The organism is Candidatus Methylomirabilota bacterium (assembly GCA_036005065.1).
GTDB lineage: Bacteria > Methylomirabilota > Methylomirabilia > Rokubacteriales > DASRDR01 > DASYQW01.
Genome location: DASYQW010000345.1, coordinates 1 through 6,900 on the forward strand (window position 1 = coordinate 1; position 6,900 = coordinate 6,900).

7 protein-coding genes are annotated in these 6,900 nt (G+C 70.4%); all 7 read right to left on the minus strand.

Going from position 1 to position 6,900, the window contains the following annotated elements:
• Nucleotides 1–99: 99 nt before the first annotated feature.
• Nucleotides 100–510 carry a hypothetical protein gene (locus VGW35_22975; protein HEV8310535.1) on the minus strand — a complete coding sequence of 137 codons (411 nt, stop codon included), beginning with the start codon at nt 508–510 and terminating at the stop codon, nt 100–102.
• Nucleotides 507–3,179 carry a glucosidase gene (locus VGW35_22980; protein HEV8310536.1) on the minus strand — a complete coding sequence of 891 codons (2,673 nt, stop codon included), beginning with the start codon at nt 3,177–3,179 and terminating at the stop codon, nt 507–509. The genes VGW35_22975 and VGW35_22980 overlap by 4 nt, the downstream gene beginning before the upstream one ends.
• 45 nt (nt 3,180–3,224) lie before the next feature.
• Complete coding sequence (locus tag VGW35_22985) at nt 3,225–4,169, minus strand: LLM class flavin-dependent oxidoreductase (GenBank protein HEV8310537.1); 945 nt, start codon at nt 4,167–4,169, stop codon at nt 3,225–3,227.
• Nucleotides 4,170–4,277: 108 nt separating this feature from the next.
• Nucleotides 4,278–5,135 carry an ABC transporter permease gene (locus VGW35_22990; protein ID HEV8310538.1) on the minus strand — a complete coding sequence of 286 codons (858 nt, stop codon included), beginning with the start codon at nt 5,133–5,135 and terminating at the stop codon, nt 4,278–4,280.
• Nucleotides 5,136–5,214: 79 nt separating this feature from the next.
• On the minus strand, nt 5,215–6,177 hold the full coding sequence (locus VGW35_22995) for an ABC transporter permease (protein ID HEV8310539.1): 963 nt from the start codon (nt 6,175–6,177) through the stop codon (nt 5,215–5,217).
• Nucleotides 6,178–6,216: 39 nt separating this feature from the next.
• Nucleotides 6,217–6,537: a hypothetical protein gene (locus VGW35_23000; protein HEV8310540.1), complete on the minus strand. Its 321-nt coding sequence runs from the start codon at nt 6,535–6,537 to the stop codon at nt 6,217–6,219.
• Nucleotides 6,538–6,598: 61 nt separating this feature from the next.
• The coding region (locus VGW35_23005) for an ABC transporter substrate-binding protein (protein HEV8310541.1) at nt 6,599–6,900 on the minus strand (302 nt) is incomplete at its 5' end.

Here is a 6,900-nt window from a genome sequence, read left to right on the forward strand (position 1 = left end):
GACGCTACTCGACGCATTCCGTGATTGGGGTCATCGGCCGCTGATTGCTCCGACACGCTCCTGGATCATGAAGCGGGAGCCTGGACGCCCCCTCCCCATCTACCGCCTGGTCCGGCCGCCCAGCAGCAGGAGGCCCTCACCGAAGTCCTTGAGCACGGGAAAGCGCCCCTCGGCCACCAGCCGGGTGCCCGCCTCGGGGTCGAAGAAGTTGCCGATGACGACCGGCGGGTCGGGGCTCTGAATGACCACGAGTGGCGCGAGCGCGTATTGCGCGAGGTAGTACTCCTGGACGGCGTCGGGCCGATCCGAGAGGTACCCCACGACGCCATGACGCGGAAGCAGCGGCCGCAGGTCGACAAAGCGCGTCAGGTAGTGCGAGACGCGGTCCGGGCCCGCCGACCGGGCGGCCAGGGCCGCCATCTGGACGACGAACTTCCCGCTCGAGAAGAGCGCGAGCGCGACGAGCAGCAGGACGGCCACCCGCGCCCGGCGGGACGCGGCCGCCGTCACGGCAGGGAGACTCGCTCGCCTGACTGCTGGAGGAGCTTGGCCACCAGCGCGGTCCAGCCCGTCTGGTGGCTGGCCCCGATGCCGGCGCCGTTGTCCCCGTGGAAGTACTCGTAGAACGGGATGAGGTCGCGCCAGTGCGGGTCCGTCTGGAGCTTCTCCGTCCCGCCGAAGACGGGCCGGCGGCCGTCCGGCCCGCGCAGGAAGAGTTGGGTCAGCCGCCGTGAGAGCTCGGCCGCCACGTCCCAGAGCGTCATCCGGTGCCCCGACCCGGTCGGAAACTCGACCTTGAGCGCATCGCCGTAGAAGTGGTGGTACTTCTGGAGCGCCTCGATCAGGAGGAAGTTCACCGGGAACCAGATCGGCCCCCGCCAGTTCGAGTTGCCGCCGAACAGGCCGGTGGAAGACTCGGCCGGCTCGTAGTCGACCCGATACGCGGCGCCGTCGACCGTGAAGACATAGGGATGATCCCGGTGACAGCGGGAGAGCGCGCGGATGCCGAACGGCGAGAGGAACTCCGCCTCGTCCAGCAGGTAGGCGAGGATCCGCCGAAGCCGGGGGCCCTTGGCGAGCGTCAGGAGGCGCCGGACCCCGCCGTCGGGGCCGGTGTCGGTCTCGACGTGGGGGGCGAGCTCTGGCCGGTTCTCCAGGAACCACTGCATGCGCCGCTTGAACCCCGGGTGGGCGTCGACCACGCGGGGTTCCAGCGTCTCGACCGCGAAGAGCGGGATCAGCCCCACCAGCGAGCGGAGCCGGAGCGGGTGGGCACCGCCGTCCGGGGTGTGGAGGACGTCGTAGTAGAAGCCGTCCCGCTCGCTCCAGAGCTCGATCCCCTCACCGGCGACGTCGTTGATGGCCCGGGCGATGCTCACGAAGTGCTCGAAGAACTTCGAGGCCACGTCCTCGTAGGCGGAGTCCTCGCGGGCCAGCTCCAGGGCGATGGCGAGCATGTTGAGGCAGTACATCGCCATCCAGGCGGTGCCGTCCGCCTGCTCGATGCGGCCGCCGGTGGGGAGCGGGGCCGAGCGGTCGAAGACGCCGATGTTGTCGAGTCCGAGGAAGCCACCCTGGAAGACGTTGCGGCCCTCGGTGTCCTTCCGGTTGACCCACCAGGTGAAGTTGAGGAGCAGCTTGTGGAAGACGCGCTCGAGGAAGCGCCGGTCGACCCGCCCCCGGACACGGCGCTCGATCTTGTAGACGCGCCAGGCGGCCCAGGCGTGGACCGGGGGGTTCACGTCGCTGAAGGCCCACTCGTAGGCCGGAAGCTGGCCATTGGGATGCATGTACCATTCGCGGAGGAGCAGGACGAGCTGATCCTTGGCGAAGGCCGGATCGATGAGCGCGAGCGGGATCGTGTGGAACGCGAGGTCCCACGCGGCGTACCAGGGGTACTCCCACTTGTCCGGCATCGAAAGGATGTCCTCGTTGTAGAGGTGCGTCCATCGATGATTCCGCCCGTGGAGGCGCTCGGGCGGCGGCGGGGAGCCGGCGGGGTCGCCCCGGAGCCAGCGCGCCACGTCCAGGTGGTAGAACTGCTTGGTCCAGAGGAGTCCGGCCAAGGCCTGGCGCATGACGTTCCGGGCGTCCTCGGAGAGATCGGCCGGGATCACCGTGGCGTAGAATTCGTCGGCCTCGCGCTGTCGCGCGGCGAACGTCGCGTCGAACGCGGGGCCGAACGGCGCCGGACCCGGCCGGTCGGTCAGGCGGAGCCGCACGGTGGCCGCGGCCCCCGGCTCCAGCCGGACGGGATACCGCGCGGCCATCTTGGTGCCGGCCGCCACCCGGTTCACCGCCTCCGTCCGGCCGTGCACGACGACATCGTCGATCCCGTCCTTGACGCAGGCGACCTCGTTCTCGCCCCCCCACAGCCGCCGGACGTTCGTCTCGTTCTCAGTGAAGAGCAGCGCCGGCGCCCCCGCGCAGAGGAGCACGCGGCGGCCGTAGGCGGGGTGCACGACCTCGACCGCGAGCCCGCCCTCGACCGGCTCGACGGCTCGGAGGCGCGGCCGCCGCTCGTCGATGCCCCAGGCCCAGGTGTTCCGGAACCACAGGGTCGGTAGGAGCTCCAGCGGCGCCATCTCCGGTCCCCGGTTGATCGCCGTGACCCGCATCAGGATATCCTCGGGGGCGCCCTTGGCATACTCGACCACGACGTCGAAGTAGCGGTCCGCATCGAAGACCCCGGTGTCGATCAGCTCGTACTCGAGCTGTCGGCGGCCCCGGCGCGCGTTCTCGGTGAGGAGCTCCGCATAGGGGAAGGCGGCCTGGGGATACTTGTAGAGGTAGCGCATGTAGGTATGGCACGGGGTGTTGTCGAGGTAGAAGTAGTATTCCTTGACGTCCTCGCCATGGTTTCCCTGGTGGCCGTCCAGCCCGAACAGCCGCTCCTTGAGCCACGGGTCACGGCCGTTCCACAGGGTGAGCGCCAGGCAGATGAGGCCGTGGCGGTCCGAGAGGCCCGCGATCCCGTCCTCGCCCCAGCGGTAGGCCCGGGAGCGGGCATGCTCGAACGGGAAATACTGCCAGGCGGTGCCGGACGCACTGTAGTCCTCCCGCACCGTCCCCCACTGACGCTCGGCGAGATACGGGCCCCAGCGCCGCCAGTGGGCCCGCCGCGCCTCGGCGTCCTGGAGCCGCCGGCCTTCGGCGGTGGCCGCCGACGGGTCGCTCATCGGAGTCCGCTCCTCGCTCATCTCGGGCGTGGCGCGAAGGTCGTCCTATCGAGCATGGAACTCGGGGATGACCTCGTCGGCGAGCCGGGCCAGCTGCTCGAGCAGGGCCGCCGGCGGCCCGGCCGGCCGCAGGACGAACTTCGTCCCGCCGCGTGCGACGTATCGCTCGATCACCTCCGCCACCGCCTCGGGCGGCCCGACCGCGGTCGCCGCGCGAAGCGTCGCCTCGTCCGCGCGGTCCCGCGGCAGGGAGGGCTCGGCGGCCCGCCACCCGTCTTCCCGGGAGCCGGCGAGCACGAAGGGGATGATCGTCCCGAAGTGGTCGGCCTCGATCTTCCGTCCGGCCGCCTCGGCATACCCCTGGATGCGCTCGACCGCCCGCCCGAAGGCATCAGGGGCGATGAGCGACGCGAGCCAGCCGTCGCCGAGCCGCCCGGTGCGCCGGAGCGCCGCTTCCGTCGTGCCGCCGACCCAGAGCGGCGGGGGCGTCTGGATCGGCCTGGGCTGGAGCCGGACGCGGTCGAGGGTGAAGTACGAGCCGCGGTAGGTCACCTCGTCCTCGAGCCAGAGCCGCCGGATCAGCTCGATGGCCTCGTCGGTTCGGGCGCCGCGCGCCTCGCGGGGGACGCCGGCCGCCTCCCACTCCCGCCGCTGGTCGAGTCCCACGCCGACCGCCGGGAAAACCCGCCCGTTCGAGACCACGTCCAGCGTCGCCAGCGCCTTGGCGGCCACGATCGGGCTCCGGAACGGCAGCACCAGGACGGCCGTCCCGAACTTGAGGCGGCGAGTCCGCCCGGCCACGGCGGCGAGGGCGGTGAGCGGCTCGAGCGACGCGGCCAGCAGCCGGTCCGAGAGCCAGAGGGAGTCGATGGCGGTGGTCTCGCAGAGCTCGGTGAGGCGCCACAGGAGGTCGTGCGCCGCGGCCCCATCGGGCCACGGCCCGGGCATCACCCCGATGCGGATCTTGGCGGGACCGAGCACGGCGCCCATGCTAACACGCGTCAGTAGTCCTGGGGGGGAGCGGCGGCGCTCCTCCCCCAGACCCCCCCACCGCATTCATCAGGAGCGGGGACGCGAGAGCCACGGGGTGGCGGCCCATCAGTAGTCCTTGGGGTCGAGGGCGTCCCGCAGGCCGTCGCCCGCGAGGTTAAAGGACAGGGTGAGGACGAAGATGGCCAGGCCCGGCCACCAGGCCATCCAGGGCGCGGTCTCCAGGAACTGCTGGGCCGTGTTGAGCATGGTGCCCCAGCTCGGCGCGGGCGGCTGTACCCCGAGACCGAGGAACGAGAGGATCGCCTCGCCGATGATCGCGGTGGGAATGGAGACCGTGGCCTGCACCAGGAGGGAGCTCACGATGTTGGGGAGGATGTGCCAGGCCATCACGCGCCCGTCGCCGGCCCCGAGCGCGCGCGCGCCCTGCACGTAGTCCTCCTCGCGCGTGCCCAGCACCAGCCCCCGGGTCAGGCGGATGAAAGTCGGCGTCGCGCCGAGACCGATGGCCAGGGTGGCGTTGGTGAGGGATGGGCCGAGGATGGTGACGAGGCCGATGGCCAGGATCAGAAACGGGAAGGCCAGCCAGGCGTCCGTGAGCCGCATGAGGACCTGATCGACGCCGCCCCGGTAGTAGCCCGAGACCAGACCGGCCGGCACCCCGAGGGCCATCGCCAGCAGGATCGAGAGCACGCCGGCTCGCATCGAGATGCGCGCCCCCCACATCACGCGCGAGAGGTTGTCCCGCCCGAGGTCGTCCGTTCCGAAGGGATGCGCCCAGCTCGGCGCTTTCCGGATCTGGCTCCACTCGGTCTGAATGGGATCCGCCGGGGCGATCCACGGCGCCCCCACCGCCATCACCACGAATCCCAGCACCACGATGGCGCCGGCCAGCGCCGGCGGGCGCCCGGCGAGACGCCGCCAGCCGCGGTCGAGGCGGCCGCGCCGCTTCGGGCCGGCGAACACGGTGGCGGAGGAACCGTGTTCACGCCCAGTCACGGTCGCCGAGCGCCCGACGGCCCCGGAGGGGCTCCGTCCGGTGATCTCAGCCATTTCCGCGAGAGCCCGGGACCCGGATGCGGGGGTTCACCAGGGAATAGGCCAGGTCGACCAGCAGGTTGATCACCACGTAGGCGCTCGCCGTGATCAGCACCACGCCCTGCACCAGCGGGTAGTCGCGGGTGAAGACGGCCTCCACGATCAGGCGGCCGAAGCCGGGGACGACGAAGATCTGCTCGGTAACCACGGCTCCGCTGATGAGGGCCCCGAGCTGGAGGCCGAAGATCGTGATCACCGGGATGAGGCCGTTCCGGATGGCGTGGTGGAAGACCACCGCCCGCGGCGGGAGCCCTTTGCTCCGGGCGGTGCGGATGTAATCGGCGCTCAGCACTTCGATCATGCTGTTGCGGGTCTGGCGCATGAGCACGGCGGCCAGCGCCGCGCCCAGCACGAAGGCGGGCATGACCATGCGCTGGGTGTTTCCCACCGGATCCTCGGCGAGCGGCACGAAGCCCGAGGCGGGCAGCCAGCCCAGACGCACGGACAAGAGCAGGATGAGCATGATGCCGAGCCAGAAGTTCGGAACCGACACCCCGCACAGCGAGAGGCCGCTGGCCAGGTAATCCCAGGCGGTGTTCCGCCGCACGGCGGCCAGGACGCCGGCCGGGATCGCGATCAGGAGCGCGACGACCAGCGCGTAGCCGGCGAGCTGCAGGGTGATGGGGAGCTTCACCGCCACGATGCGGGCCACCGACTCTCGCGTGCGAATCGACTCGCCCAGGTCGCCACGAAGCGTGAGCCCGATCCAGCGCGCGTACTGCAGGGGGATCGGGTCTTTCAGCCCGTATTTCTCCCGGATCTCCTCCAGCCCGGCCTCGTCGGCGTCGGTGCCGGCCAGGACCCGGGCCGGGTCCCCGGGGATCAGACGGACGCCGGTGAAGACGATCAGGCTGATCAGGAAGAGGGTGATGACCGAGATGACACTCCGCTGGACCAGGAACTCGAGCACGCGGCTAGTCCCGACGAACCCGGATGGCCCCGGCCCGGCCTAGTTCCAGGTGACGCCCTTCATCCTGATCAGCCCGTCGGGCACCGCCTTGTAGCCCTTGAGGCTCTTGGGAAGCGCCACGATGTAGCTCCGGTGGTAGAACACGTTCAGGTTCTCGTCGATCTCGTAGAGCTTCTCGCAGATGTGCGCGAAGACGATCCGCCCGACGTACGTCCGGGCCAGGCTGGGGTCCATGATGTCCGGGTCCTGGTTCAGGGCGACGACGAGCGTCTTCTTCTGCGCCGAGACCGGCGCGGCGGCGAGGAGCAGGCCCGCCAGCATCCCCACCGCGAATCCCGCTCTCTGGCCGATCCATCTCATGGCTGGCTCCCGCGTCGCGATCGAGGGTGAGGCTCGGCCGGATGACCCCCGGCCAGCCGTACTAGTTCCAGGTGACGCCCTTGATTCTGATCAGCCCGTCGGGCACCGCCTTGTAGCCCTTGAGGTTCTTCGGGAAGGCGACGATGTAGTTCTGGTGGTAGAGGTACACGATGCTGCGGTGAACGCCGACGAACTTCTCGATGGCCTGCCGGTAGAGGTCGACGCGCTCCTTCGTCTCGCTCACCTCCCGTGCCTTGTTCAGGAGAACGTCCACCGTCTCGTCGCAGAAGTGGGTCACGTTGAGGCTGCCCGTGCAGGTCTGGAACTGGTGGATGTTGCCGTCCGGGTCCAGGCGGCCGCTCC

What these genes read in the sequence shown, in the direction of transcription:
- VGW35_22980 (HEV8310536.1), bottom strand. Translation starts at nt 3,179, where the DNA reads ATGAGCGACCCGTCGGCGGCCACCGCCGAAGGCCGGCGGCTCCAGGAC.
- VGW35_22985 (HEV8310537.1), bottom strand. Translation starts at nt 4,169, where the DNA reads ATGGGCGCCGTGCTCGGTCCCGCCAAGATCCGCATCGGGGTGATGCCC.
- VGW35_23000 (HEV8310540.1), bottom strand. Translation starts at nt 6,537, where the DNA reads ATGAGATGGATCGGCCAGAGAGCGGGATTCGCGGTGGGGATGCTGGCG.